This window comes from Clostridium sediminicola (assembly GCF_050402865.1).
In the GTDB taxonomy this organism is placed as follows: Bacteria; Bacillota; Clostridia; order Clostridiales; family Clostridiaceae; genus Clostridium_AF; species Clostridium_AF sediminicola.
In genome coordinates this window covers 1-25153 of record NZ_BAABMF010000012.1, presented here as the reverse complement: position 1 = coordinate 25153, position 25153 = coordinate 1, and the positions used below count along the sequence as shown (strand labels likewise).

At 29.2% G+C, this 25153-nt stretch carries 29 protein-coding genes and 1 tRNA gene; 6 read left to right on the top strand and 24 right to left on the bottom strand.

What is annotated here, in order from left to right; translation table 11 throughout:
- Entirely contained in the window at window positions 1-492 is a 492-nt protein-coding gene (locus ACQ3F0_RS17580; protein WP_428866675.1) for a lamin tail domain-containing protein, read from the bottom strand.
- Between the two features lie 122 nt (window positions 493-614).
- Window positions 615-1256: an MBL fold metallo-hydrolase gene (locus tag ACQ3F0_RS17575; RefSeq protein ID WP_428866674.1), complete on the bottom strand. Its 642-nt coding sequence runs from the start codon at window positions 1254-1256 to the stop codon at window positions 615-617.
- A 246-nt stretch (window positions 1257-1502) separates the two neighbouring features.
- On the opposite strand from ACQ3F0_RS17575, the gene ACQ3F0_RS17570 reads away from it, so the two are divergent.
- Window positions 1503-1859 (top strand): helix-turn-helix domain-containing protein, encoded by a 357-nt coding sequence (locus ACQ3F0_RS17570; protein WP_428866672.1) that lies wholly within the window; start codon window positions 1503-1505, stop codon window positions 1857-1859.
- A gap of 56 nt (window positions 1860-1915) precedes the next feature.
- Here ACQ3F0_RS17570 and ACQ3F0_RS17565 read toward each other — a convergent pair whose 3' ends face one another.
- Entirely contained in the window at window positions 1916-2413 is a 498-nt protein-coding gene (locus tag ACQ3F0_RS17565) for a DUF6241 domain-containing protein (protein ID WP_428866671.1), read from the bottom strand.
- A 1406-nt stretch (window positions 2414-3819) separates the two neighbouring features.
- Here ACQ3F0_RS17565 and ACQ3F0_RS17560 point away from each other — a divergent pair.
- A complete protein-coding gene (locus ACQ3F0_RS17560; protein WP_428866669.1) occupies window positions 3820-3972 on the top strand; it encodes a hypothetical protein in 153 nt (50 codons plus the stop codon).
- Between the two features lie 39 nt (window positions 3973-4011).
- Here ACQ3F0_RS17560 and ACQ3F0_RS17555 read toward each other — a convergent pair whose 3' ends face one another.
- From ACQ3F0_RS17555 to ACQ3F0_RS17515, 9 genes are all read right to left on the bottom strand, one after another.
- Window positions 4012-4953 carry a diacylglycerol kinase catalytic domain-containing protein gene (locus tag ACQ3F0_RS17555; protein ID WP_428866667.1) on the bottom strand — a complete coding sequence of 314 codons (942 nt, stop codon included), beginning with the start codon at window positions 4951-4953 and terminating at the stop codon, window positions 4012-4014.
- On the bottom strand, window positions 4953-5969 hold the full coding sequence (locus ACQ3F0_RS17550) for an SPFH domain-containing protein (RefSeq protein WP_428866665.1): 1017 nt from the start codon (window positions 5967-5969) through the stop codon (window positions 4953-4955). The genes ACQ3F0_RS17555 and ACQ3F0_RS17550 overlap by 1 nt, the downstream gene beginning before the upstream one ends.
- 17 nt (window positions 5970-5986) lie before the next feature.
- The gene (gene ybiA, locus ACQ3F0_RS17545) at window positions 5987-6433 is read right to left on the bottom strand and encodes a riboflavin biosynthesis intermediates N-glycosidase (RefSeq protein WP_428866663.1); all 447 of its coding nucleotides are present in this window, start codon (window positions 6431-6433) and stop codon (window positions 5987-5989) included.
- A 58-nt stretch (window positions 6434-6491) separates the two neighbouring features.
- Window positions 6492-7394: an NUDIX hydrolase gene (locus tag ACQ3F0_RS17540; RefSeq protein ID WP_487250444.1), complete on the bottom strand. Its 903-nt coding sequence runs from the start codon at window positions 7392-7394 to the stop codon at window positions 6492-6494.
- A 190-nt stretch (window positions 7395-7584) separates the two neighbouring features.
- Entirely contained in the window at window positions 7585-7812 is a 228-nt protein-coding gene (locus tag ACQ3F0_RS17535) for a hypothetical protein (protein WP_428866660.1), read from the bottom strand.
- Window positions 7813-7998: 186 nt separating this feature from the next.
- The gene (locus ACQ3F0_RS17530) at window positions 7999-8577 is read right to left on the bottom strand and encodes an imm11 family protein (RefSeq protein WP_428866658.1); all 579 of its coding nucleotides are present in this window, start codon (window positions 8575-8577) and stop codon (window positions 7999-8001) included.
- Window positions 8578-8655: 78 nt separating this feature from the next.
- Window positions 8656-9423 carry a hypothetical protein gene (locus ACQ3F0_RS17525; RefSeq protein ID WP_428866656.1) on the bottom strand — a complete coding sequence of 256 codons (768 nt, stop codon included), beginning with the start codon at window positions 9421-9423 and terminating at the stop codon, window positions 8656-8658.
- The gene (locus ACQ3F0_RS17520) at window positions 9408-10385 is read right to left on the bottom strand and encodes a hypothetical protein (protein WP_428866654.1); all 978 of its coding nucleotides are present in this window, start codon (window positions 10383-10385) and stop codon (window positions 9408-9410) included. The genes ACQ3F0_RS17525 and ACQ3F0_RS17520 overlap by 16 nt, the downstream gene beginning before the upstream one ends.
- A gap of 513 nt (window positions 10386-10898) precedes the next feature.
- A tRNA-Leu gene (locus tag ACQ3F0_RS17515) sits at window positions 10899-10985 on the bottom strand.
- 371 nt (window positions 10986-11356) lie between these two features.
- On the opposite strand from ACQ3F0_RS17515, the gene ACQ3F0_RS17510 reads away from it, so the two are divergent.
- Entirely contained in the window at window positions 11357-11704 is a 348-nt protein-coding gene (locus ACQ3F0_RS17510; protein WP_428866652.1) for a cupin domain-containing protein, read from the top strand.
- 154 nt (window positions 11705-11858) lie between these two features.
- Here the strand turns inward: ACQ3F0_RS17510 and msrA are convergent, their stop codons facing one another.
- The 5 genes from msrA to ACQ3F0_RS17485 form a co-directional block, all read right to left on the bottom strand.
- Window positions 11859-12338, bottom strand: coding sequence for a peptide-methionine (S)-S-oxide reductase MsrA (msrA, locus tag ACQ3F0_RS17505; RefSeq protein WP_428866651.1), 480 nt, complete (start codon window positions 12336-12338; stop codon window positions 11859-11861).
- Between the two features lie 198 nt (window positions 12339-12536).
- Entirely contained in the window at window positions 12537-14063 is a 1527-nt protein-coding gene (gene lexA, locus ACQ3F0_RS17500; protein ID WP_428866649.1) for a transcriptional repressor LexA, read from the bottom strand.
- Between the two features lie 110 nt (window positions 14064-14173).
- The gene (locus tag ACQ3F0_RS17495) at window positions 14174-15034 is read right to left on the bottom strand and encodes a DegV family protein (RefSeq protein ID WP_428866648.1); all 861 of its coding nucleotides are present in this window, start codon (window positions 15032-15034) and stop codon (window positions 14174-14176) included.
- Window positions 15035-15157: 123 nt separating this feature from the next.
- Entirely contained in the window at window positions 15158-16156 is a 999-nt protein-coding gene (locus tag ACQ3F0_RS17490) for a GIY-YIG nuclease family protein (protein WP_428866647.1), read from the bottom strand.
- 236 nt (window positions 16157-16392) lie between these two features.
- Window positions 16393-17592, bottom strand: coding sequence for an FprA family A-type flavoprotein (locus tag ACQ3F0_RS17485; RefSeq protein ID WP_428866646.1), 1200 nt, complete (start codon window positions 17590-17592; stop codon window positions 16393-16395).
- A gap of 171 nt (window positions 17593-17763) precedes the next feature.
- Here ACQ3F0_RS17485 and ACQ3F0_RS17480 point away from each other — a divergent pair, with 171 nt between their 5' ends.
- Window positions 17764-18489 carry a hypothetical protein gene (locus ACQ3F0_RS17480; protein ID WP_428866645.1) on the top strand — a complete coding sequence of 242 codons (726 nt, stop codon included), beginning with the start codon at window positions 17764-17766 and terminating at the stop codon, window positions 18487-18489.
- A 17-nt stretch (window positions 18490-18506) separates the two neighbouring features.
- On the opposite strand, the gene ACQ3F0_RS17475 is transcribed toward ACQ3F0_RS17480, so the two are convergent.
- From ACQ3F0_RS17475 to ACQ3F0_RS17460, 4 genes are all read right to left on the bottom strand, one after another.
- Window positions 18507-19436 (bottom strand): Ppx/GppA phosphatase family protein, encoded by a 930-nt coding sequence (locus ACQ3F0_RS17475; RefSeq protein ID WP_428866644.1) that lies wholly within the window; start codon window positions 19434-19436, stop codon window positions 18507-18509.
- A gap of 348 nt (window positions 19437-19784) precedes the next feature.
- Window positions 19785-19973, bottom strand: coding sequence for a hypothetical protein (locus tag ACQ3F0_RS17470; protein ID WP_428866643.1), 189 nt, complete (start codon window positions 19971-19973; stop codon window positions 19785-19787).
- A 123-nt stretch (window positions 19974-20096) separates the two neighbouring features.
- Window positions 20097-22220: a heavy metal translocating P-type ATPase gene (locus ACQ3F0_RS17465; RefSeq protein WP_428866642.1), complete on the bottom strand. Its 2124-nt coding sequence runs from the start codon at window positions 22218-22220 to the stop codon at window positions 20097-20099.
- Window positions 22221-22231: 11 nt separating this feature from the next.
- Window positions 22232-22600 carry an ArsR/SmtB family transcription factor gene (locus tag ACQ3F0_RS17460; RefSeq protein WP_428866900.1) on the bottom strand — a complete coding sequence of 123 codons (369 nt, stop codon included), beginning with the start codon at window positions 22598-22600 and terminating at the stop codon, window positions 22232-22234.
- Window positions 22601-22781: 181 nt separating this feature from the next.
- On the opposite strand from ACQ3F0_RS17460, the gene ACQ3F0_RS17455 reads away from it, so the two are divergent.
- The gene (locus ACQ3F0_RS17455) at window positions 22782-22949 is read left to right on the top strand and encodes a hypothetical protein (RefSeq protein WP_428866641.1); all 168 of its coding nucleotides are present in this window, start codon (window positions 22782-22784) and stop codon (window positions 22947-22949) included.
- Window positions 22950-22976: 27 nt separating this feature from the next.
- Here ACQ3F0_RS17455 and ACQ3F0_RS17450 read toward each other — a convergent pair whose 3' ends face one another.
- On the bottom strand, window positions 22977-23102 hold the full coding sequence (locus tag ACQ3F0_RS17450) for a hypothetical protein (RefSeq protein WP_428866640.1): 126 nt from the start codon (window positions 23100-23102) through the stop codon (window positions 22977-22979).
- 441 nt (window positions 23103-23543) lie between these two features.
- Window positions 23544-23960 (bottom strand): secondary thiamine-phosphate synthase enzyme YjbQ, encoded by a 417-nt coding sequence (locus ACQ3F0_RS17445; RefSeq protein WP_428866639.1) that lies wholly within the window; start codon window positions 23958-23960, stop codon window positions 23544-23546.
- Window positions 23961-24173: 213 nt separating this feature from the next.
- On the opposite strand from ACQ3F0_RS17445, the gene ACQ3F0_RS17440 reads away from it, so the two are divergent.
- Window positions 24174-24788: a 3'-5' exonuclease gene (locus ACQ3F0_RS17440; RefSeq protein ID WP_428866638.1), complete on the top strand. Its 615-nt coding sequence runs from the start codon at window positions 24174-24176 to the stop codon at window positions 24786-24788.
- Between the two features lie 154 nt (window positions 24789-24942).
- On the opposite strand, the gene ACQ3F0_RS17435 is transcribed toward ACQ3F0_RS17440, so the two are convergent.
- The coding region (locus ACQ3F0_RS17435; protein WP_428866637.1) for a hypothetical protein at window positions 24943-25153 on the bottom strand (211 nt) is incomplete at its 5' end.

Genomic DNA, 25153 nt, shown 5'->3' with positions numbered 1-25153 from the left:
TTAATTAAAATTACAAACAATATTCCCATTAGGATCAATGAGCTTTCCTTTATCCTCACTCACATTGTTCCATATATAACTCTTACACCACTTAATATCTCCTTCAGCTTTACCACGAGCAACAGTAATTGAATCTCCCGCTTCAATAATATAATCATCAAAAACATATTTTTGATTTCCTGTTACAGAAACTAAAGTCCATCCTTCTAAATTTACATCTTTATCAAAAGTATTTTTAATAGTAACTATTTCATTTATCCTATCTATATCAGTTATTTCTATACCATAATTAGATTCAATAGATTCTTCAATTTCAGATGATTGAACTTCAGATAAAATATTCTCCACAGAATCATTACCAGGTTGATATCTTCTAATACTACCTCCTGTACTAGAATTGAAAATTATCTCTTTACCATTACTAGTTGCAACAATAGAATTCTTTTGATCTGTTCTTAATAAAGGAATATGATCTTCCATTAATCTCTTCATCACTTCTCTATGGGGATGGCCATAATCATTAGGAGTTCCAACACTTAAAACTGCATATCGTGGTTTAACTGCAGCTAAAAATTCTTCCGTTGTTGAAGAATCGCTTCCATGATGACCTAATTTTAATAAGTTGAACTTAGATCTATACCGCTTTTAATCATTTCTGCTTCACTTAAAGCTTCTGCATCACCAGTAAAAAGAAAGCTATTATATCCATAAGTTAACTTTATACAAATACTATAATTATTTATACTTTCATAGTTACTGCTATTAGGAGCTATAATCTGCCATGAAGCATTCCCTAAACTATAGCTTGTCCCAACTTTAGGTTCTTTTATCTTCAAGTTCTTATTCTTTATTGAATCTATTACATCTTTATAAGTTTTAGTATTAGTTGTTACTTTTGGCATTATTACTTTACCAACCTCAAAGTTATCAATAATAAAATCAAGTCCACCTATATGACCCTCATGGGGATGAGTTCCTATTACATAGTCTAATTTCTCTACATCTTCATTCTCTAAATATGCTTTAACTAACTCCCCTTTATCATTAGAACCAGCATCTATTAACATATTCTTTCCATCACACTGGATTAGAATAGCATCACCTTGACCAACATTTATAAAATGTACTTTCAATGTATCAGTTAATCGATCTACTGGACTACTTTTACATGAAGTTATACTAATCATTGCAAATGTCAGCAATATCAATAATAAAACTCTCATTAATATTCTTTTTGTCTTATTTATCTTATTCATAACATTACATCCTTATTTTCTATATTTAAACATTACCTCTATTATTTTAAATCACTTACATTACTTTGTTAAGTATATTTTCAAATATTTATATATGTTTTACAAAGGGTGGAATATGAATTACATTAATTTTTATACTAGCTGCTGTATGTAACTAAAAAATAGAACAGTTTTTTGTTGCTCTAGGTATTGTTGAATCGATGTTACAATCATAGTATAATATTATAAGAATTAGGAGGGGATATTTTGTCTGATAATTTATTAGAGAAAAAAATTACACTTGGAAAATACATTACTCAAAAAAGAAAGTCTAAAAATCTGAGTCAACGTCAATTATCAAAGGAAATTGGCATAAGTCACTCTACTATATCTAGGATTGAAAAAGATTGTGCCATTAGTCCAGATAATGCTACTTTAAAAGCTTTATCTGAAAGATTAGAAGTAGATTATAATTATTTACTTGCTCTAAATGGATCTATCGATGATGAACCTGAAATTCGTATTATACAAAGAATTGTAAAAAAAATGAATGCTTCAGAAAAACAGAAAATGTTAAACATATTGAAGGCATCATTTGAAGAATTATTTAATGAGGACATGTAATTGCTAAGTTGCTATCACTGACAAAACAATTTCATTACATAAAAAAGAAGCGGAAATTATTCCACCCCTATTCGTAACCTCGTAGCTTTACCAATCGTACCACCTAACTGTTCCCATAAATAATTATGTTCTTCAACACAGTTACTAAAGTCTCCGTTTTTCCAGTTCTTTAATATACTTAATAACTTTGCTTTATCTGTATACTCATACTTATTTACCATCGCAAGCACTTCTTCCACCTTCTCGGGTGTGATAGGTACCTCACCACGTATTGCGTCAGCGACAATCTTTGTATTAGCCATATGGTGCATTGTGTCTAGAACCCACGGTCTCATATTATCCTGTTCCCATTTGCTGAATGTTCCGCCTGTTACACTTTTAACTAATACGTATTCGTTGTCGTCGCCTTTTCTAGCTTTTTCCAATGCCACTTCCTCTGCTTCTATCGCTGCTTTTAATTCGTCCGCCCCCTGGACCCTATTTACTACCTTAACAAACCCTATACCAACCAATAACATTGCCACTAACGCACTTGCAATTAAAACCTTTTTCATTTTAAAACTCCTTAAACTTTGTATTCTTATCAACATTATTCATTTCAAATAAGTGACTTGTCCATGGTTCGAATACTTCTACATTTCGGTGTATAATCTCCTCGAAGTAACGTATTTCCCATTAAGCCCCAACCTACATAATCCGGATACCGCGAAATCAAATCCAATATGCTCCATAGTTGACGTATGTTTCAATCCTATCACTTAACAGAATAATCTGTCAATCTCTGAGCCACCTTATCCACCTGTATCTAGTACACTCTCCCTCCCCCATCTTCTAGCTGGGCGGAGGGTGGGATATGAATTTAATTAATTTTTTTGACTAGCTGCTGTGGACAAGGTTTGCTAGCCTGCCGCTCTATAGGCCTGTTATCCTTGTCCACAGCAGCTAGTTGAAAAATACCCTATTTTCAGACCCTCAAAGCCCTTCTTCTTTGGCATCTTTTCGGGTGGAACAGCTTGCAGCATGATTGTGTGGAAAAGACAATGCCCTTACTTGTCCATGCTATCAATTGCTGAAAGCTAGTCCACCCATCCCTGGTACTTTTATCAACTCTAGTTTTGATCTATCTACCATTGTTGAATTGTTTTTCAGATTATAAAATGCTAAATAAAGTACTCTCTCTTCTTCCAGTAACCTCTACTTATTAAGTACTAGCTGCACTCCACCGGGTACCCATAAGAACAAATTGGAGGACTGTACAGTTCTTAAGCTCCAAGAGGCTGTAGTAATAGCGAAAGACTACTGGAGCTTTAGAAATGTTCAGTAATAAAGATAAATCCTACGTAAACTTAATTTATTCATGTACAAAATCTTAGGCTTTAATAAGTTTTGGACTTGAATAAATTAATAGTTGAAGTTGATTTATCTCTACGACAAAGCAGTTCGTTGGGTGGTGGGAATAGTGCCCAAAGTAAAATTATAAAATGCTAAATCACTATATATAGGAATAATATCTATAAGAATATATACCAATAACAAGTATAATTAAAATCTTTAAATAAATTCCCTAATAAAAATATCACTTCACATAAAATAAAAATAGTATTTAATATTCCATATACTGCAGTACATCTATACTAGAAAATATCTTTCCCTTAATAACAAAGGATGGACAAGCTTGGGTAATTTTTAAAGTGGACTTGCGTTTGCATTCTTGCAAATGCTAGTCCATTTAAATATTTACTCGCTTGTCCATCCTCCCTATCTACTCTAATAATCTAATATACAAAAGACTGTACAGTTCTTTAGTTCCAGTTGACTTGAAGAATGAAAGTGAACTGGAACTATTAGAAATGTTCAGCCTAAAAAAAGTTCTAGTAAAGAAACTGCAGTAATTTAATAATATGCAGAAAATAAGTAGTATGCAGAAAGGAGAAAAGCTTGGCATACTAGCGGAGCTAGTATGTTTTGCTTGTCTGCTGGAATTGGTATTGGGGACTCTGTGAGAAACAGCGATTTGTGTAGTCTTAGAGATAATGAAAAGCCAGAACAAGAATTGCATGCTCTAGATAGTGATAGAGCTTGTAATTCTTGTCCTGGCGGTGGAAGAAAATAGAGTATTGTAATGAAATCCACAAACACTCCCTTTTGGCTATTATCCTTTAACCAATCGTCCTACCCTCTCTCCAATATCAAAGGTTGCAGTGATTCCAGCATTAAATGATAGAAAATCATCTTCCACACCATCACTAAAAATAACACCATTCTCAGCCATCATTGACTGAACAAGTAGAAGGTTTCCTTCTTTTATTATCCCAAAACCTAAAGATGTTGATGTATTATTTGAAGGAAAAGGCTCTCGGACTGAATAGACTAATGATCGATCATTCCATGCCATCCTTTTCCCCTGATTTAAATCATAATTACCACCAGTCAAACTGTTCATTACATTACTAGCTCCAGCTAACACACTTTTCATCCACCCAGTTAAACCTAGTCCAGTAGAAATAATAATACCGCTTGATGATTGGTTTTCTGTAATATTACCATGAGTCAATTTATACCTTGATGAAACATGTGTCTTTTGTCCAAGATAAAAATCATTCACTGCATACAATATCTGTCCATCGTTCAAACTAACTTTTGCCATAGTAACTTCATTTATTTTATATCTATTATAGATTACGTCCTTCACAATAGCCACACTATCTTTCACCTGAAAAGGTAATAACTTCCCATCCCATCGTTTGCAATCTGGATTAATTGCTATAATTGGTTGCTCATTAAGATACTTCATAGTATTAGCTACTAGCCCATCTTGCCCAACAACAATGACTATATCATCATTGCCAAAGATAAAGTTAGGTACATACATTCTATCAATTAACTGAACATTACCAATAGGCTCTAGCATTAGAAATAGTTTTTTTATAGCTTCCCTATAGTTCTTTTCCTCTTCTAAATAATCCGAGAAATCCCCACCAAGAGTTTCCACATAAAACTTTGCTTGTTCAAGGGTATTATATCTCTTTATTAAATCTTCTAGCCTAGTAGATCTTTTAATAACAATAATTTTTCGGTCGCTAAATCGTTTCATTAGCTTACTCCTTTTATAACTTCCTGCAATAAATCAGGGGTAATGTTCAACTGACCAATCTTCTGAGCATTATCTGCAAGGTCTTGGAAGGCTATAGCTATTAATTTTTCAGGCTTCATTTCCATCTTAGAAAGAGTCTCAAGAACACTTGGCTCAATATCCTCAAGTGATTTCATAACTGCTGATAAAGCATAGGCTTTTGAATCGGCTTCTGCCTTTGAATTCTCTACTGATAGGTCAATCAATTTAGCTCTCTTTTCCTCAAGTTCAGTATCAAAAATCATCTTCTCTTCTATAATTTTATTCTGTTTTTCTTGAGCAAAACGTTCAGATTCTAGTTTTTTCTCAAGGACTTGCTGCTTTTTATTTTCAACGGCAATTTCTGTATTGAATTCATTCTCTTTTACTATTCTTTCTTGGTTAATTGAAGCATTTCTTCTCTCATAAATAGCTTCATCTGCCTTTTCTAGAATCTCTTCTCTAGCACTTGCTTCAAGGGCTCTTGCTGTTTCTTTGTTTGGTAATATTGATAAAATGGACATACCTAAAATTTCAATACCAAGTAGGTCAATTTCATTATTTGCTCTTATGTCTGAAAGTACTCTGTTTGCAATTACATCACTAGTTGTTACAGCTTCTTTAAGTTTAATATTTTCTATAGCTTTTTTCATTACAACTCTAATTATGTTAATTACTTTTTGTGATAACTTTTGAGGATCATCTGAAACATATTTATCTCCCTTAGAGTTTAAAGTAAAATTTAATACTTCTGAAACTTTCTTTTGATCAACTATTCTGTATGTTACATGTCCTTGAATCGTAATTGTTTGAAAATCTGATGTTAATTCTTGAAATATAAATGGTGTTTCAGTACTAATTAATGGCACTTTAATCATCGATACCCTTGGTGCATAGTAAAAAAATGATAAACCTGTACCTTCTTTAATCACTTTCCCATTTTTATAAACAATTACGTAATCCCTAGGCTGAAATTTAACAAAACGAACTCCAAACATAATATTACCTCCTAGTTTTATTTACTATTCATTTTTTCATTTCTTAACTTCATCAATAATTTACCCAACATATTCTTTCCAGAGCCATCTCCACCATCTCCCCAGTAACTATCATTTTTTGTATGTTCAACTATTACTGCATCACCGGTTGATAATAAAATATTCATTAATTCTTCATGGCTTTCAAATTTACATACCAAAGCCTCATACATAATATCATCTTTAACTGCTTCCCAATCAGCTCTTAATGGTCGTGCTCTATCTCTTCCCATTCTTGCAACATCCATAGGTTTCTCAATTTTATTTAATTCAAAAAAATGTTTTGTTCCCTCAAACTTCATTGCTTGAAAATAATGCTCCGATGTCCTCCATTTAAGTCCCTTTAATTCAAAAGGCGCCACGTAAAAATTTGAAAAACACCCATATGCTTTATCTGTATTATAAAAATTTATTATTTTACTCACCTATTTTCCCCCCTCGCCAAGTCATATAATTACTATTTATCTACTACTCTATTTACTCTTATTTAACGTTCCATCTTGTGTTGTATTCATATAATTTCGAAGGTCTATGTCCAAAGTCAGAAGTGGACTTATCTGTCTCAGTTACCATATGAGCTGTTTTTCTTCTAAAATTAGCTTTCAATAATTTTTTATCTAAAATCTCTTCATAGACCTTTTGTAACTCTGTTAAAGTAAACAATTCAGGCATCAAATTAAAAACTATATCAGTATACTCAATTTTATTTCTCAATCTTTCAATACCATATTGAATAATCTGACCATGATCAAAAGCTATTCCATCACTTGATAAAATTTTTCTTTTATATGAAACGAGCTTACCTTTTATATGTCTACTTACAATCACTGTAGATGACAAAATAGTTTCGCCATTAGTTAATCTAATCTCATAATGATTGTTTTCTATAAAACCGTCTTCCTCTATTTCTCGTTCCTCTTTTGTTAACTTATAGTCCACCTCAAACCATTTTACATCTTCAGCATCACTACCAGCTTTCATCTTAATTTCTTTAGAATTTACTAATGACATATAAGATGTGCTCACTATCCTACCTCTAGGGTCTCTTCCTACATCTCCATATGTATATAGTTGCTCTAGATAAACATTATCCACGTTTGTCTCTTCTTGCAATTCCCGGTATGCTGCATCCTCAATATTTTCATCTATTTGAATAAATCCACCCGACAAAGCCCATTGACCAATAAATGGATGTTCCTTCCTTTTAATCAACATAACTTTTAATGATTTCTCAGGAAGTTTCCTATAACTTTCCGATTCTTGATCTGACACTGTCAATAACAAAATATCAACTGTCATAGATGGTCTATCATATTTAGTAATATTATAATTTTGTAAAAATTCTTCTTCATTTAATCCGTTGCTATCTAATAAATTATTATTCAATGTTTCCCCTTCTCTCATATTATCATTTTGATACTATCTATCTGTTAGTATTATTATAGTACTATCAAACAGCATTGTCAACTCCATTTTCAAAATTATAAGTAAGACCCCTAAAGTTAAATAATAATTTATTAATATTTAACCATAGGGGTCTTTACTGATTTTTTTACTTCCTGACTATATAAACGCTTTAAAAAGTTGTTTCATTCCATATATCTTTCAAAGACATCGAATTAATCCTAGCATTTTGTAATAAATCATCTATATCTTTGAAAGACTGATATTCTACTTCTCCATATTTCGTTAAATACCATCCACTTATATTAGCACTTATTGAATATCTATCACCACTATACTTAAACTCAATTTCTTGTCCTAATTCTAAGTCCTCAACTAAATCACTATAAGTATATTTCATGTAAAACCTCCACTAAATTTCTATTTGGGATTCCTTATATATACATGAAAAATCAAGCCATAAGTCGATTAGGATTTTTAAAGTGGTCTCCGTCATTTATATCTATTTCCTTTAGTTTCTTATTTATCATATTGAAAACCTCCTACAATAAAACTCTTATTATCTTTGATTATCTATTTTATAGTTCTATACTACTTTTACTTCTAAAAAACCAAATCCAGTTATCTTATTCTTTTCTAATTCATTTTTAATTTCATCAGAAATAAAAGTCGCAAATTTATGAGCTTTTAACCTTACTAAATGAGAGCCTTTTAGTTTGTTTTTATTCAATGCATATTTAATTACTGATATAACCTTTATATCTCTTGCTTCAATCTCAGTATACAGCGAATTGGGTAAATCTATAGCATTAGTCAATCTTGTTATATTAAGCACAGAATAACCTTCAATAATTTTCCCAGTGTTCACTTCTTTAATGACAACGGGTAGAAACTGCACTTCTCTTACTCCAATTTTTTTTATTATTTCAACAAACTTTGATGATACTAATAACCAACTCAAATTATTAGGTAAATAATCAGTTGGCCTATAACCTTCTTCAGAATTATAATAAAATGTAAAATCAGGATTCCAATCTTTAATAATTTTACCTTCGTATAAATAATTTCCTTTAACACTATATTTATTTTCATAGTCTTTATCAGAAAAACATACCATATCTTCCATAGTCCCATTTTCATCATGCATTATTTTATAATATTTCATTTTATAAGCCTCCCAAAATCATTAAAATAAATGCTGAGTCAATATCTTTTTCATACGAATTAGAACTCAAAATGTTAACTATATAACTGCATTACTATTAAATAGTCCACGTATTCTTTCTAACAAATCTTCAAACTTAACTCTTTTTATACCAAGATTTTTCAAATCAATATTCTCATCAGAAATCTTATCGAAAAACTCTGATAGATCATGCTCAATTTCTGCATTAATCGTTACTTTACTAGTTGGAGGAATATTTATTAGTAAGCGGAATATATCATTTCTATGTTTTTTTATATTCTTAGAATCTATTGCCTCTCCACTTTCTTTTCTCTCTGAAAGGTCTAACCATGCTTTTATTTTAAAAAGTAAAACATATTCAATAGAAAGTACTGATAATCCATCAACAATACTTTTACCTTTTACCAACAATTCATAGTAATCATCATTTAATAAAATTGCTGATAAACTAGATATAGCATCACTTACATGAATCGGTGTTAATGTTGAATCAAACTTAAACTTTATCTTATCAGATTTTCTGCTAAATAGTTCAATCATAGCTGGAAAACCTGATTGTGAAGGTTTTTCAAATCTATAGAATTGGTCTTTTCCTGTACTTTTTTGCTTATGTACATAACCACCATCTTTTATAAATTCCCAAAATACTTCTCCAAAACTCTCATCTAAAGCTTCGATTAATAACACCATATCTAAATCTTTTGTAGCTCTAAAGTCTGTACCCATATCATTTAAGATTATGTCGCAAGCAGTACCTCCTATAAAAACATATTGTCCTGTATAATCATTAAAGTATTCTTTAAATTTCTCTATGCCGTAAACCATGTTTCACCCTTTAACCTTTCTTCTATTGCTTGTTCTACTCTTTCATCATTTATATCTTTAATTGACATTGTTAAAGAAACAATATCCACCATATTATCCTTAACTAAAAGATTAGGGTCATAATCCCAAATCTCTATCTCTATTAAATCCATATCTGCAATTTTATCTGGATTATTAATTACATTTTGATCAATTTCCTTCGCAAATTTTTTAAAAATTGCTCTTACAGGTCTTTTGGGTGGATTTATCATAGATTGCATTGATAAAGCTTCCAATCCCGCAAATGGTAGATTTTTTTCTGATTTTTCAACATAAACAACCTTATTAACCGGATTTTTTAGATATTCAAATCCTCTGTCATAATAATCTATATCATTAATCCTCTTATATACTTTGCTTCTACCTGTTTTACCACTTATCTCATAAGTTAATAAATCTAGTTGATAAAGTTCATTTAAAGCTCGAGTAGTAGTCATTAATGATGTATTAATAATATTAGCTAGTTCAGTTGCATAAATGCTCAGATCTTTATTATACAGAAAATAAAGAAATATCAACTGAGTCATAGGCGAAAACTTTTTTATTTCTTTAATATTTTTTTCAGTAATCTTTTGCATATCCAAACCTAAGAATGGTAAATACATTTGTCCATTTTCAATAATAAAAGGTATATGTGATTCTAATAAGCTTTTTCTTCTGAATGTAGAAATCGACTTAAACAAAAGAACTAAATGCTCATTAGTGCTCTTTCTAATAACCTTTAAGTGTTTTTTCAAATCGTCTATTCCTGGAATATCATCAATAACTTGAATTAATAAACAAGCTTTTCCTAATATATTAACTTTATAAAAAGTATATCTTTCCAATAAAAATAGCGGTAAATAATCTTTGCTATCCCATAATTCTATATTAATACTTTCATCAACATTCTCTCTTAAATAGGCTTTTACAATATCTTTCATAACTAACACCTCCTAATATAACATTCTCACTTTAAATATAACATAACTAATGTTACATTTAAAGTATTTGTGTTATATTAACTTTGTATTTATGATTATACCCAATTTTTATTAATTTAATATCTTCTCAAAAAAATAAAAACTATAACGATTTACATTATAGTTCATTAACTCTAATTTCATTAATCAAAATCTTTTTATATTTATAAATAAACTTGTATATTTATAAATACCATCATTTAACATAATGTCTATCTATACAATTAATTTCATAATTATAAATACGCTTCTCATTGTCAATTATCCATAATTATCTAAAATAATTTCCATAAATAAACTTATAATAAATCAAAATCACATAAACCAAGCAACTTGTCCATAGTTAAAATTTTCTATGTTTTGTTCTAATTAATCCCAATTTGTGTTATTAAGGTTTAAACAAAAAGCGGGCATTTCGACGAAAAAAACCTCCTGGATTAATTATCCAAGAGGCTCTCACGTTAGTCATATCAATGGTGCCGAAGGTGGGAATCGAACCCACACGGTATTGCTACCACAGGATTTTGAATCCTGCGCGTCTGCCAGTTCCACCACTCCGGCTTATTAAATTTTCTTGCGTCTCACTCACCGACGAATATTATAATATCATGATACAAGAATTAAGTCAAGCATTTTTTAAAATTTTTTTTGAAATATATTATAACTTTTTTTCAAACAAACCTTATCCAGCTAAAGTAAAATTTTTATCATAATATATTGGAATTACATTATTGTAATGCATATACTAATAAGGATGGAAAATAAATCTTTTCATTCAAACCTAAACCTACCTTTTATAATTATATTTAATACCATTATATATATCTAAATTCACTTTAGATTCTCTATAGAAGATGATATAATTTATAAAAGAACAAAGATAAAAACTAAATGATTCTAAGAAAAATCTTATTATTAGGAAGGTGATTTTTATGATTAAATTAAATGAAGAAATACTAATTGAAGAAAAAGAAAATTTTAAAGGTGGAGAAGGAAAAGTAACTATTCAAAGAATCTTAAACAAAGAAGAATTAAACGGTAAATGTGGAATATTTGCCAAAGTTACTTTACCAAAAAACTCTAGCATTGGATATCACGTTCATGAGGGAAACTCAGAAACTTATTATATTATAAATGGAAAAGCTCTTGCAGATGATAATGGAGTAGAAAAAACATTAGAAGTTGGAGATACTATCTTTACTCCAAGCGGAAGTGGTCATGCAATCAAAAACATTGGTGAAGAAAACCTAGTATTCATGGCTTTAGTAATAAACTCATAAATTCTTCAGTTTACAATTGACGGTATACAGTTGTCAGTATAGGATGATTTTCTTTCAGAAATCTAAAATTATAAGCTTTGAATTTATTGAAAAGTATCCTTTACTGTCAACTTAGCATTGAAAACTGTCAATTATCATATTCCTAAAAGTTTTGTTAAAGCAAACTTTTAGGAATATGACAATATCCTTCTGGGTTCTTATCCAAATACTTCTGATGATACTCTTCTGCATTGTAGTAATTCTTCAAAGATTCTATCTCTGTAACAATTTCATTTTTATATTTTTTTTGCTCTTCACGTTTTGATTGCAAAATAATATTTTCATCTTCCTTATCAATAAAATAAATTCCTGTTCTATACTGTGTTCCTACATCAGGTCCTTGACGATTTTCTATTGTTGGATCAACTATTACCCAATATGCCTCTAATAGCTTTTCTAAGGTTATTTTTGATTCATCATATTTTATATAACAAGCTTCAGCAAAACCTGTTTCTGTTTCACATACTAATTTATAACTTGGATTTTCACCTTTACCATTTGCGTAACCCACTGAAGTTTCTTTTACTCCACTTAGATTTGCAAAATAAGCTTCTACTCCCCAAAAGCATCCACCTGCTAATACTATTTCTTTCATTTCAAAACTCCTTTCTAAATTTTTTCTTAAGCTATTTTCTAAAATATTGTTTGTAGCAGAAAAATAGTTCATAATTTAGAAACATTTTTAACACTTAACTGTAACATATATATATTATTATAAATATATAGACAAATAGAAATTACCTATTCCCCCTAAAATTAATAGTTATATACTAAACCAGCACTTAGTGCTGGTTTATTGTTTTGGTCTAATAATTCCTACAGCTTTGCCTAATATGTAGACGCCCTCTTCTTCAGTTATTTTTATAGGCTCATATTTTTCATTTTCCGGCATCAACATAGCTTTATTATTTTTCAAGTATAACCTTTTAAGGGTTGCGCTACCTTCAATATTTACAGCTACTATTTCATTGTGACTGGCTGCGTTATGTTTCTGTATTACCACAAAATCTCCATCATTTATATTTGCATTTATCATACTATCACCTTTAACTTTCAGAATGAAACAATCTCTCATCCCTTTTAGCCAATATTTTGGTAAATTAAAGTTATCCTCTTGTTCTGGAGATATCATGATTGGTTCCCCTGCAGCAATATTACTGAATATAGGTATATCTATTAACTCTTCAGGCTTATATTCTATTTCTTCTGTATCTTCTAAAATTAGTTCTCCAAAACCGCTACTATCTCTTAAAATATTGTATTCTCTTACATGTTTTAAATCAAAATATTTATATCTTTCAAGTGTTGAACAATCTTCTATCTCATTATTCTCAATAAAATATGTTTTATTAAGCGAAAATTTCTTTACATCATCCCCTATAGATTTACTATAAACTCTCCCATTCCTTACAAAATTAGAAAACTTGCTTTCGTTCAAAGAGTTATCAATATTTGCAGAAAAAGTAAATGTCGAATAACTTTTTTCATTGTATAAATTTTTTATAAAATCAATTTCGGATTTTGAGAATTTCTCACTATTATCAATTATAATGTGTATATATGGGGATAAATATTCTCTTTTTAAATTTTCTTTTTTTAAATATTCTAAAGCCTCATTGGCATAGAAGAGCTTGTCTTCATAATCAATAAAATTATGTTCTTTTAAGTTTTCATTATAAATTTGAAATAATTCTATTATTGCTTTTCTTGCAGAACTACCCTTTTTAATAGTTTTGGGTCCTTTTTTCTGCTTTCGTCTTCCTAATCTTGGAGCATCTAAATATTCATTTAAATCATTATATTTACAACTTTTTATCCACTTAATCTCATCATAAAAGAATTCCCAATTTTCTTTTTTTAAAATTCTTATCCTTGGAAATTTTTCTTGAGTCTTATGTAAACTATCCTCTACTATTGATTTAATTTCTTTTTTCTCATTCATTACTACCCATTCTACTTCAGTGATGTTTTTATATTTCAAATAATAATGATCAAGAATATCAGCAAAATTCTTCAGTTTTATTTTTTCAGATTCTCCATTAATGTTAGTAAGTAAAGACTCAAATAACTTATCATTTTTCGCTAATATACTTTTATAAATTTTGCCAAAATCTTTTTTATCATACTCATCATATAAAATAACTAAAATCTCTTCACTAGAATTCATCAAATAATTATTTTTTAGGAATAGTATTCTATAACTCAACGCTGTAGTTTTTCCACTATTTTTTTTACCTTTAACAATATCTATTTTAGTATCTACAGGCTTATTTATTATGAATTTCTTCTGATTATTATTTATTTTTTCAAAATTGTGCATTTGCTCACTCCTTATGTTTGGGGTGCTTTTTTCTGTAACTTTAATTATACCATATAGGCTTTAATGTAACAAAAAAACTGTTGAATCAACAGTTTTTATCTTTCTTTTAATTATTCAATTTTTTCCTGAGTAAAATATGCAATTCCAACTGCTCCCGGACCAACATGAACTCCGATAACAGGACCTATTGATCCTATTAAAATATCCTTGCCAGTTTTAATCTTTAGCGCATTTGCTATTTTTTTAGCTTCCTCTTCACAATTGATATGATGCACTACTGCTCCACCAAGACCATACTTGTCTATATCTTTCAAAAAAGTATCTATAATAGTGTTAATAGCTTTTTTTGAAGTTCTTACTTTATTAGCTACAATAACTTGGCCTTCCTGTACAGTCAATATTGGTATTATTTTTAGAACACTTCCTAGTAAAGCACTTGCCTTACCTATACGTCCACCTTTTTCTAGATATTTCAGTGTCGCAGGAGCAAAAACAAATTTCCCTTTATTTATAATATCCTTTGCATGAGATATAACTTCTTTAAAATTTTTTCCGTCCAAAGCAGCCTTAGCTGCCTCTAAAGCAGCAAATCCAAGTTCCATACAATTAGAATTTGACTCTAAAATTTCAATATCAGCATCTGGATAATCTTCTTTAACCATATTTTTCACTAAGTGGGCTGCTTGAAATGTACCGCTCATTTTTGATGTTATAAATATAGCTAAGACTTTGTGCCCTTTTTTTATGATATTAGTGAACAAATCAAGAAGTTCCTGCGTTGAAGGCTGAGATGAAGTTGGAATCACATTTTCCCTCTCAATCCTTTCATAAAACTCTTTATTTGTCATATCAGATTCTCTTTTACTTTCATTGCCAAAAATAACATTAAGGGACGCAATGCTTATATCATATTTATCTCTCAACTCTTTTGTAAGATATGCAGTACTATCTGTTACTATCTTTACACCCATAATTTCCTCCTTAGTTTCCTATTTTTTAGATATAATTCAATATAACTTAGTCGATTATTCAAATTAAATTAGTATTTAATATTTATTTTACCAAAAATATCCGAATAAACAATAGAATTTTCATTATTCTACATAAAAGATTTTATCTTTATTTTTTTTTATAAAAGAATTTATTATATTTATACTATCAATTGATTCTTTATTCATTACTGCTTCACCATGGTTTTCTCCAAAAACTTTTACCGCTTTATCCTTAATATAAGTAGTATCAATAGAATCCATAGTTATAACTTCTCTATCTACAATATTTAATCCTTTTATATAATATAGTTTATATAAATTTTTTTGTATAATATCCAATATGACAATTTTTTTATTGAGTTTACTATCCGACAGATTTACTAATTGATTATTGATATATTCAATGTCTTTCAATCTATCTCTTATATTAATAGCTTTTACGAAATCTTCTTTCTCAGCAGCTTCTTTCATTGTACTTTCCAATTTTTCTATCAAAAAACTACTTTTACTTTCTAAAAATTCAATCAACATCTCAACTTTCTTTAAATATTCCAGTCTATAAATTTCCCCTCTACAAGGACCTAGACATTTTGAAAGATGATAATTTAAACATCCTGAGTATGTTTTATTAAAACAATTTACAGAGCATGTTTTTATATAAAACTCTTCTTCTAAAATAGTTTTTACAACTATTGTTTTATTATAACTATTAAAGGGTCCAAAGTATAGACTTCCATCATTTTGTTTTTGCAGTACTACATCAATTTTAGGATATTTTTCTTTATAAGTAACACTTAAATACGGATACTTCTCATGATTAACCATTAATTTATTATACCTTGGCTTATATTTTTTTATTAATGAACACTCTAACAATAAAGCATCAAACTCTGTATCACATAAAATATATTCTAAATCCTTTATATTCTTAACTAACTTGTCTATTTTAGAACTTCTATTACTCAATTCATAAAAATATGAATTAACTCTCTTCTTTAAGTTTTTTGATTTTCCTATATATATAATATTGTCTAGAGAATCCTTCATTAAATACACACCAGGTGAAGTGGGTAATAGCTTTATTTTTTGTTTTAATTTCATTTGATCACATCCTTATTGATAGTTGTAAATTGAAAGTTGTAAATTAAGGAAGCCTTTCAATGAATTCAAAGCAAAAATTTAATTTATTTCAATTTGAATTATCACAGCTTCTTATACTTATCATAGAAAACGATAAAAACTTAAATCTAAGATTTTTGAAAAAATCATCCTTAACTTAAAACTTACAACTTATAACTAAATATGAACCTGATAAAATAATTATCAGGTTCATATTTCTATTTAGGATTACTTTTAACTAATTCAGCAATTTGTTTACCCATTTCAGTCAATGCTTCAAACTCAGTCTTTTTAGGCGAATAAGTAGCCTCTACAGAGTCCCCTACAATCTCAAACTTAGTTCTATCAGCAAACGCTTTAATAGTTTTTACTCCACCGCCACTCCACGCTTTATTACCAAATATTGATAAGTATCTATTTTTTAATCCAGAGTGATATATTTTATTTATTACAGTTTCCATAGCTGGGAATATAGTACCGTTATACGCACATGATCCCAAGATAATACCTTTAAATCTCCAAATATCACTAATAATATGAGATACGTGAGTTTTTGAAGCATCATATACTCTAACATTTTTTATACCACATTCTGCTACTACTCTTGCAATATGATTTGCCATTTTAGCAGTGTTTCCGTACATAGATCCATAAACTATTACAACGCCCTCTTCTGCTTCATATCGACTCCATTTGTCATATAAATCTATTATTGTTCCAGGATTATCTCTCCAAACAGCACCATGAGTAGGAGCAATTATTTCTATCTCTAATCCACCTAACTTAGCTAATGCTTTTTGAACCATAGGACTATACTTGGATACAATATTTGAATAATATCTTCTTATTTCATCTTCATAAAATTCTAAATTAACCTCATCATCAAAAATAGTACCGTCTAAAGCACCAAATCCACCAAATGCATCCATTGAAAATAGAATTTTATCAGTACAATCATACGTAACCATTGTTTCTGGCCAATGAAGCATAGGAACCATATAAAATTGAAGTTTGTGCTCCCCAAGGTCTAAAACATCCCCCTCAGCTACTTCGTAAAAATTATCATGTATTTCATAAAAACCTTTTATAAAATCAAATGTTTTTTTATTCCCAACAATTTTAACATCAGGCCATTCAGCAATTACTGCACTCATAGAGCTAGAATGATCTGGTTCCATATGATTTACAACTAAATAATCTACTTTTTTATCTCCAATAACAGCTTTAATGTTATCAATAAACTCACTTGTTTTATTGAATTTAACAGTGTCTAAAATTGCAACTTTATCATCATTTATTATATAAGAATTGTATGAAACTCCTTTTTCCAACGGCCAATAATTTTCAAATAAATGTGTTTCTCTATCGTTGACTCCAACCCAGAATACTTTTTCTGTTATACTCATATTACAGTTCATCTAACCACTTCCTCATTTAATTATTATTGATTGATAATAGTTTAACACTAAACATATTTTATCACAAGTCAGTGAAAGTTCCAATAATCCTTTACTGATAGTATTATTATTGATAAAATAAATTATTATAATAACATAAATTAGCAACTCAAACTAGGGGAATGATATACTATGCATAAAAAAAGTTGGACCTATAAATTATATTTATCATTTATCATAATTTCTATTTTAATAAACACTATACATTTTTATATATTTAATGACTCTGAATATATTTTTAAATTTATCCTTATTCAACTAGGTTATCTTCCTATTTCAACACTCTTTGTTACTTTCATTTTAAATGAACTCTTAACACGAAAGAGAAAAGACGAAAAAACAGCAATGCGAAATATGATTATTAGCACCTTCTTTAGTGAAGTAGGAACAGATTTAATTCATTATTTTAAAAATTTACCCTTAGCCTATGATTCTGAAAAAGCAAAATCCGATTTAAATAAAGTAATAAAGCTAAAAGAAAGAGAATTTAAAAGCTTTGCACAATATATTAAATATAAAGATTTTGGTGTACAAAGTAGTAAATGTGATTTTAAATCTCTTAACAAATTTTTGAATTCTAAACGGATTTATCTTATCGATTTACTACAAAATTCAAATCTTCAAGAACACGAAACTTTTAGTGATTTAATTTTTGAAGTACTTCACATTAACGAAGAATTATCCTATAGAGAAGACTTGGATTTTCTATCCGAGGAAGATCTTGAACATCTTGCTAAAGATATTGACAGAACATATTCTTATTTATTATGCGAATGGTTCTACTATATGCGTCATCTTAATGCTGAATATCCAAATTTGTATAGCTTTGCAATCAAGACAATACCCTTTAACAAATGATGTCAAAAATCATATCATCATTTGTTATATGGATTCTTTTCTAAATAATCTTTTAATACACCTTCTCTAATTCCTTTTTTACTAACTATTATTGAATTAATATCAGTAGTCATTAAGAAGGATAATAATATTTCTATACCTCCCTTTATTACTTCAACTCTTCTGTCAGACATCCCTTTTAATTTCTTGATATCCTCTATCTTTTTGTTTTTAATAACTTTATAGATTATCTTTACATACTCATCTGTAAGATAGTAATTATCATTTTTACCTAGACAAGGATTTATATTACTATTTATAAGTTTCGCTACATTTTTCATCGTTCCTCCAGAACCTACAAGTACAAGATCATTTTTTCCATTCAACCAAGATATTTCATGTGAAAAATTATAAACTAAATATTCCATGATTTTTTTCTCCACAATTTCAGTAATACAATCTTTTAGCTGAAATTTATTAGAAATCGTTCTTGCACCAAAAGGAAATGATATAGATTCCATTACCTTCTCATTATCAAAAAATAATACTTCTGTGCTTCCTCCTCCAATATCTATCATAATACCACTTGTTACGTCAACGTCATCTTTAATTCCTTCATAACTATAGAAAGCTTCTTCTTTTCCACTCATAATGTTTATATTAATATGACATAAGTCATCAATGCCTCTAATAATATCCCTTTTATTTCTTGCCCTGCGAATAGATTCAGTAGCAAAAACAACAATATCATCAATCCCTGTAAGAGTACACAGATCTACATAGGTTTGTACTACTTTTAATGTACTCTGAATATAATATTCGCTCATATCTCCATTACGGCAATTATCTTCCAAACTCATAAGACTTCTATGTTTATTCTTTTTGACAATAACTCCATTATCCCTTACCAAATAAATATCTAACTTAATTGAATTTGACCCAATATCAATAACACCTATTTTTTTCATAAACACCACCAAGATGATTATTATACTACAAACTCATTTTGTGATTTTTTTGTTTAATCTATCTTATGAAGGATTTGTTGGATTTATGAGAACAAATGCATATATAGCTACAAAGCCACTCCACTTCACTAAGAAATTCTAATTCATTTTCTTAAATATATACTAAAAAATTATAACTCGCATACTCAAACAATAATTTTTCTTAACGCATATATTACAAAAATGAATAAGAATTTCTAAAGCTTGTTACGATGCCTTTTACGCTATATATGCTTCTTCAACTCACTGAAGGATGGAATTTATAAATTCCTCGTATACAACAAACAAAAACTACAGCCTAAGCTGTAGTTAAATTATAGTATCATTCCATTCTTGATCTTGTTTAGTTTGCATTCTATTTCGTATTTCACTTATTTGCTCTTGAGAAAGATTTGTCTCCTCAACAATTTGTCTAACACTTAAACCTTGTTGCAAGCATGCTCTAACTTTTTCCACAGCCGTTTCATACTCACCTTTATTGAATCCTTTTCTTACCAAAACTAATCACATCCTTTCTAAAGATATCTTTTCCAAAGTTGTAGATTAATATTCTTTAATTATACATTAGGATACGCTAATTAATTTTAGTTTAAAGGTTTCAATATACAGTTCAACTTACAACTAATCTTTTAGTATTCTCATAGAATTGAGAACAGCCAACAATGCAACTCCAACATCTGCAAATATCGCAATCCACATTGTAGATTTTCCTATAACCGCAAGAAGTAAAACTGCTAATTTTATCCCTATTGAGAAAACAATATTTTGCATTACGATTTTCCTAGTTCTATTAGCTATTTGAATAGCTTTTGGAATTTTTGTCATATCATCATCCATTATAACAACATCAGCAGCTTCAATGGCTGCATCTGAGCCTATTCCTCCCATTGCTACACCAATATCAGCTCTTGCAAGTACTGGTGCATCATTTATTCCATCACCTACAAATATTAACTTATCTTTGCTTGAAGCATCGATTTTACTTTTAATTTCTTCAACTACCGATACCTTATCACCTGGTAATAAACTATGATAGAACTTGTCTAATCCTACTTTATTAGCAAAGAATCTAGCATTTTCTTCATTATCACCTGTTACCATAGCAATTTCGCTTATATTCATGTTTTTCAAAGAAGCAATTGTTTTTTCAGATTCTTCTTTTACTTCATCGCTTATCAATATAGATCCTGCAAAAACTTTATTAATTGCTACATAAATATGAGTTCCTGGCTTATTAATCAAACTAAAGTCAGCGCCAATTTCCTTCATAAGTTTGCTGTTACCAACAGAAATTAGGATTTCTTTATCATTTTCTATTGTAGTTGCATTTATTCCCTTACCAGCAATTTCTTCATAATTATTAATTTTAAATTCATCTATAGATTTATTGTATTTTTTAACAATTGCTTTTGCTATTGGATGCTGTGAGTTATTTTCAGCTATAGATGCGTATTTTAAAATTTCATCTTCACTAAAACTATCAGTTGTTTCTATACTTACTACTTTAAAAACTCCTTTAGTTAATGTTCCTGTTTTATCAAAAGCAATGTGTTTTACATTATATAAAGCTTCTAAAAAGTTACTTCCTTTTATTAATATACCATTCTTTGATGCCGAACCTAGTCCTGCAAAGTAACCAAGTGGAATTGAAACCACCAAAGCACATGGACAAGATACAACTAAAAATATTGCTGCTCTATAAACCCATTGAGAAAATTCTCCAATACCTAGTATAAAAGGAGGTATTATTGACACCAATACTGCAGCAAAAACTACAATAGGAGTATAAATCTTTGCGAATTTTGTAATAAACTTTTCAGTTTCTCCTTTTCTACTTGAAGCATTTTGAACTAAATCTAAAATTTTAGAAACTGTAGATTCTTGGAATATTTTTGTTACTTTTATTTTTAATAACCCATTCAAGTTGATAGCACCACTATAAACTTCATCTCCAACTTCAACATCAAGAGGCAATGACTCACCAGTTAAAGCAGAAGTATCAAGAGCTGCTTTTCCCTCAATTATTTCACCGTCTAAAGGAATTTTTTCGCCTGTTTTTACTAAAATTGTATCTCCATATTTAACATCCTCAGGATTAACTTTGTTAACAATCCCAAGAACAAATAAATTTGCATAATCTGGTCTTATATCCATAATATCTGCAATAGACTTTCTTGATCTGTCAACTGCAGCATCTTGAAACAACTCCCCAATTCTAAAGAAAATCATAACTGCAACAGCTTCAGGATATTCACCAACAAAGAATGCTGCAAAAGTAGCTATAACCATAAGGAAATTCTCATCAAACAATTCTCCACTAGTTACTCCTCTGAAAGCGCTTCGTATAATAGATCCTCCAATTATAACATAACTTACAATGAATATTATAAGTTCAAACTGAGATCCTTTCATTCCTAATGCAACAGCAAAAATTGCTAATCCTATTAAAAGTATAATAAGCTCTTTTTTATTTATATGATCTGCAATAGTTCCTTTAGCTTTCTTCTCAGATTGTCCTGTTTTTAATTTTACGTCTACTCCTCTTTCAGTGTTATCTACAATTTTTGTTACTTTATTTACTAGATTGTCCACCTCTTTAGTGCTTGTCTCTAAAATTAATATAGAACGAGCAAAATTTAAACTTGCTTCATCTACTTCATCTAATTTACTTACTTTATCTTCAATTTTAGCAGCGCATCCTGCACAATGTAAACCATCTAATACTAATTCAACTTTCTTTCCCATGTTATTTACTCCTATCCAATATATTTTTCCATTATATGATCTAATCCTTGTTTAAATACTGTTTGTACATGTTCATCATCTAGAGAATAAAAAATAGTTTTTCCATCTCTCCTGTATTTTACAAGCCTTGCAGTTCTAAGTACTCTAAGTTGATGAGATACTGCTGATTGCTTCATTTTTAATAAATATGCCATATCACATACGCACATTTCATGTATAGATAGCGCATTTAAAATTTTGATTCTAGTTGGATCACCAAAAACTTTGAAAAAATCTGCTAAGTCTTTAGTTTTTACTTCGCTTAATAATCCTTTTTCTACTTCCTTTACAATCTCATGATGCAATATATTACAATCACATCTATCTATACACGTATCCATTTCCTTCAAAATATCACCTCATTCATTATATGTAAACATATGAATGCTTGTTCATATGTTGATATAATAATACTATATTTTTTATATAATGTAAATAAAATTAAGGAAATATTTCTCTTACGAATAAAATTTTTTTTCTTGCAAAAAATAACCTTGTCTAAATATAGAAAGGAGTTTTTTTATGTACGAAGCACCCCGCTCACCAAAAAAATCCACAAAAAAAAATAACGATAGAAGAGCTCAAAGAATGGACCCTACCTCTCAAAGTCACAAAATATCTGATGCAGGTATGGTTAATAGAGTAGATGCTCCAAATTATAAAACAAAAAATAATAAATCTACACAATAAAAAAGTGCGGAAAATTTCCGCACTTTTTTATTGCTCTTTAATTGCTCCTTGAGAATGATGTTTTTCCATATCTTCAGTTCTAAAAGTTTCTTTATTACTTTTTGTTACTGGTGCTTTTTTTCTTCTTTTTTTTCCTTTGCTACTTTGACTCATCTAATTCCTCCTAAATGTAAGATAAAAAATATTTTAAGTAGATCAAAAATTAATAATTTTTAATCATTCTTATTATTTACTGAATCAAAAATAATATTTGCTCTATGTATATTATCTTGATTTCTACAGATAATATTTAATGTGAGTATCTATAACAAATTTAATTCCCCCCTATTCAGATAAACATGTTTTAGAATTAAACATAACTCACAAAGGAGGTATTTTATGGCTAAAAAAGGTACTAAAAGACCTTCACCAGAAGAAAACCAAAAAGGACAACACAAGCATAAAAACCAAAGAGAAAACCCAAGAATAGTTCCCGAAACTAAATAATTTCACCACTCTAAAACGACGAGCTTATCACTCGTCGTTTTATATTCATCTTATTTTCTAGATAATTTTTAATTATATGTAGTTAACACTTGAAATAACACCATATTGCTATTCTCCTATAATCTTTACTAATACTCTTTTTTTCCTTTTTCCATCAAATTCACCATAAAAAATTTGTTCCCATGGCCCTAAGTCTAAATTACCTTTTGTTATTGCAACTACTACTTCTCTTCCCATAATAGTTCTTTTTAAATGAGCATCTGCATTATCCTCAAATCCATTATGAGCATATATACTATAAGGTTTTTCTGGCGCTAATTCTTCAAGCCATCTTTCCATATCTTCATGCAGACCTTCTTCATCGTCATTAATAAATACTGATGCAGTAATATGCATTGCATTACATAATAAGAGCCCTTCTTTAACACCACTAGACTTTAAACATTTCTCCAATTCATCTGTAATATTAACAAATCCTCTTCTCTTTCTTAACTCAAACCATAATTCTTTTCGAAAAGTTTTCACTTTTATTCACCCTTTTACTTTTATAGTTTCCATTTTTTTAATATTTATATTTTATTTGGAATTTTTACTTTATTTTATACTTTATCTTAATTCTATTATTATTTGTAAAAATAATCAATACTATATTTATGTTTCACTATAAAAACTCCATGTGATATAATCTTGTTATATATAGACAAACTAAATTATTGATAAAAACAAAAGGAGAAAAATATGAAAAGTATTTTTATTGATACAGAAACCACAGGGTTGCGCCCTGGAAAAATTGTTCAATTAACTTATATAATTGAAGAAAACAAAACTTTTAAAGAAGCAAAAAACTTCTTTTTCATGATAGAAGACGGCGAGATGGAACCTGGTGCTGAAAAAGTACACGGTTTTAGTGTAGACAAGCTAGCCATTTTATCTAATGGCAGATTATTTGAAGATTCTATATCAGAAATTAAAAATGATCTTATCAACTCAATCTTCATAGCTCATAATTCTAAATTTGACAAAAAATTTATAGACGCTGAGTTCGGAAGACTGAATTTAGAAACAGAAATAGCTAAAGAATTTTGTACTATGAAATATTTTAAAAATATTGTACAAATTCCTGGTAGGAATGGTGTAGATTTTAAAAATCCTAAACTATCAGAAGTTGTTAAACACTATAATCTTGATCCTGACGATATTCTTAGAAGAACAAAAATTTTATTCAACGCTGACAAAGTATCTTTTCACGATGCAAGATTTGACACAGCAGCAATGTATATGTGCTGTCTTCTATCCCAAAACAGACCAATTAATCTAGGTGAAGAAAATTCAGAACAAATAGATTTGTTTTAGCATCTGTTTTAATTTATATTGATAACAAAGAACAAAGGCATATATAGTGTAAAAGTCCTTCCACTTCACTAAGAAAGTCTAATTCATTTTCTTAAATACTTGCTAAAAAATTATAACTCGCAAGCTCAAACAATAATTTTTATTAACGCATGTATTACGAAAATGAATAAGACTTTCTAAAGCTTGCTCCAATGTCTTTTCCGCTATATATGCTTCTTCTACCGCCTGATGGATGGAATTTATAAATTCCTCGTATAATAAAAGTATAGAAACAAGTACGAATATTCATATTTTTAGTGTAAACCCTAACTAGTGAAACTAAATTATTTTGAATAGAGTTATTGACGTTAAATTCCTGGGAGCTT